We start from the raw sequence: 2,620 nt of genomic DNA, 5'->3' as shown, positions 1-2,620 counted from the left end.
GTGTCCGCTTCGTGCGTGCGGGCCGGCGCGCAGGCTTCTCGTCGGCGGCCGCGGCGGGCGGCAGGCCCTTCTCGGCCCGCAGGGCCTCGAGCTGTTCGCGCAGGCGCCGGTTCTCCTCCTCCAGCGGCTCCCTGCTCCCGGCCCGGGAGGACAGTGAGGGGTCGTGCTCCCACCAGTCGATGCCCATCTCCTTGGCCTTGTCCACGGAGGCGATCAGCAGGCGCAGTTTGATGGTGAGCAGTTCGATGTCGAGGAGGTTGATCTGGATGTCCCCGGCGATGACGATGCCCTTGTCCAGCACGCGTTCCAGGATGTCGGCGAGGCTGGCCGAGGACTGCCCCCCGGGCGGCGCCGATCTGGAGGGGAAGGAACCCAGGCGGTTGGCGACGGGCTCGGTCACGGTCGTTTCGCCTCCTTCTCCGGCCGGGGTTGCGCGGTGCACTGTCAGGTGCCGGTCTGCTGCCTGTGGGCCCTGATCTCGTCCAGGCGGTCGAGGAGCTCGTCCTCACGCCGGTCGAACGTCTCGTCGTCGATCTCACCGGCCAGGAGTGCCCGCTCCAGAGCGCCGAGTTCCTGCTGGACGGGGCCGGGATCGTAGTACTCGTTCTCGGCGGTCTCCACCACGCGTTCCAGCACCCAGACCGTGCCGCGCAGCGGCGCGAGCGGGAGGGTGAGGATCTGGGTGAGCAGGCCCATGGCGGCTTCCTCCTTCCTCAGACGAAGCTGTAGGCGGGCAGCGGGCCGTGCAGCCGGAAGTCGAAGTCGTCGCCGAGTTCGGTGGTGAGGCCCTTCTCGGCCGCGAGGAACAGCTGCTCGTGCTCCCGGTCCACCAGGAAGGAGACGTTGAGGAAGTCGTCTCCCGTCGGCTCGGAGTTGACCTCCTGGCGGGCGTGGGGCCGCAGGGCCTCGGTGATGCCGGTGGCCAGCGCGTAGTGGCGGGCCCGGACCTCGTTGGCGACCAGTTCGCCGAGGGCCAGCGGCAGGTCCGGGTTGGTGTTGCCGCCGGTGATCTCGTCGTTGAGCTGCCTGGCCTCGGGGGAATCCAGCAGGATCTGGCGCAGCAGGGCGCTCTCGTCGATGGCCGCCTTCAGGTGGTACTCGGCGCAGCCCTCCAGGGCGGTGAGGCGCTCCAGGTACTCGTCGTGGCGTTCGGTGAGCGCCGCCCGTACCGCGTCGTCGTCCGGGGCGGTGAGGCCGAACTGCAGCGGCAGCACGGTGCCGTCGGACATCAGGCGTTCCTGGACGCTCTGGTGCGCGGTGAGGTCGCGGCGTTTGGGCCGCAGTTCGTCGGGGGCGTCGCTGACGACCGCGCAGAGCGGCCCGGCGCACACACTGCGGAGCGTCGAGGGAGGCTCGCCCACGCCGACGAGCCCGGCCAACTGGCGGGGGTGGGAGGCGGCGGTGATGGAGTACACGTACACGGACACGTCATTCCTCCCGGCGCCGGGCGGGCCTGCGGGCCGGCCGTTCACGCTTGGGCGCGGGCTCCTTCTCGTCCTCGTCGTCGCTTCCGAGGTGGAGCGCGTCGGTGACGGCCTCCACGGCGCCGGACAGAGCGCCCTTGCTCTTGCCGTGTGCACCTCCCTCGGTGACCTCGCCGACGATGTCGGTGAGCTTGCTCGGCGCCTTCCGCCCGGCCTCCAGGTCGAGGCGGTTGCAGGCCTCGGCGAACCGCAGATACGTGTCGACGCTGGCGACGACGATCCGGATGTCGATCTTCAGGATCTCGATGCCGACCAGGGAGACCCGGATGAAGACGTCGATCACCAGCCCGCGGTCGAGGATCAGCTCGAGAATGTCGTAGAGACTGCCGGTGCTCCCGCCACGGGAAACGCCGGCTTGGCCTTGCGGCACCACCGTCACGGGTGCCTCCCTTCACCGGCCGCCGGTGCTTCCGGCGGGTGTGCCCCCACTGCAGCCGGGTGAGTGTCACGTCGGCCGGTCGACCTGCCCCCTGCTGTAGCGGCGGATCCGCTCGTAGCCGAGCAGTTCGCCGTCCTCGTCGAGCGTGACGCGGTAACTGGCCATCACGCTGGTCGTGTCCGGGATCCGTTCCAGTTCCACCACCTCCACGTCGGCCTGCCAGCCCTCCTCGGTCGGCTTCAGCGCCGACACCGACTCCGGCGGCCGGCCGAGCAGTTCGGCGAGTTGCTCGGCCGCGTAACGGATGGCACGGGGGGCCGAGACCCGCCGCGCGGGCTTGGCTACACGGCGGCGAGGGGCTGTTCGCGGCTCGTGGGAGCCTTCACGGGCACGCCTACCGGCCGTGGCACCGTGCTCACTGCCTGCGGCCATCTGCCTGCTCCGGAATCGGGCGTATCGGTTGCACCCATCAGCGCTACTTCCGTCCTGCTGTCCCATTGTCCCCTGCCCGGATCGGCGGCGCAGCCGCGCACGTCCGATGCACGGGACGACCGTTGATGTCGGCCCCGGGCCCACCGGGACGACGTGGTTTGCCACACGCCGCCGCCGTGCAGAAGCTCCGTACCCCGCGTGCGCTCACCGGGCCGACTGACCAGACTGGAGATACGGCTCGCCGCGGCCCCGAGCGCCGAGAGGGTCCGTCCCTCGCGGTGTCGCAACGCGGTTGACGGGGTGCGCGTGAGTGACGGGACGTCAT

The 2,620-nt window shown here is 70.6% G+C and carries 5 protein-coding genes; all 5 read right to left on the bottom strand.

Annotated features, from left to right (window positions below; translation table 11 throughout):
• On the bottom strand, positions 1-400 hold a 400-nt coding region (locus ABZ641_RS32420), incomplete at its 3' end, for a gas vesicle protein (RefSeq protein ID WP_359987640.1).
• A gap of 44 nt (positions 401-444) precedes the next feature.
• Complete coding sequence (locus ABZ641_RS32415) at positions 445-696, bottom strand: gas vesicle protein GvpG (RefSeq protein ID WP_344624631.1); 252 nt, start codon at positions 694-696, stop codon at positions 445-447.
• 17 nt (positions 697-713) lie between these two features.
• Positions 714-1,427 (bottom strand): GvpL/GvpF family gas vesicle protein, encoded by a 714-nt coding sequence (locus ABZ641_RS32410; protein WP_344624632.1) that lies wholly within the window; start codon positions 1,425-1,427, stop codon positions 714-716.
• A gap of 1 nt (position 1,428) precedes the next feature.
• Positions 1,429-1,863, bottom strand: a complete 435-nt coding sequence (locus ABZ641_RS32405) for a gas vesicle structural protein GvpA (protein ID WP_344624633.1) — start codon at positions 1,861-1,863, stop codon at positions 1,429-1,431.
• Between the two features lie 66 nt (positions 1,864-1,929).
• A complete protein-coding gene (locus tag ABZ641_RS32400; protein ID WP_344624634.1) occupies positions 1,930-2,295 on the bottom strand; it encodes a gas vesicle protein in 366 nt (121 codons plus the stop codon).
• Positions 2,296-2,620 lie beyond the last annotated feature (325 nt).

Source organism: Kitasatospora sp. NPDC007106, from assembly GCF_040634455.1.
GTDB lineage: Bacteria > Actinomycetota > Actinomycetes > Streptomycetales > Streptomycetaceae > Kitasatospora > Kitasatospora arboriphila.
Note: the sequence above shows the minus strand (reverse complement) of the source record. Positions and strands in the feature narration are given on the sequence as shown.

Excerpts from the sequence above, each read along its gene's own strand:
- ABZ641_RS32400 (WP_344624634.1), bottom strand. The coding sequence starts at position 2,295 with ATGGCCGCAGGCAGTGAGCACGGTGCCACGGCCGGTAGGCGTGCCCGT.
- ABZ641_RS32415 (WP_344624631.1), bottom strand. The coding sequence starts at position 696 with ATGGGCCTGCTCACCCAGATCCTCACCCTCCCGCTCGCGCCGCTGCGC.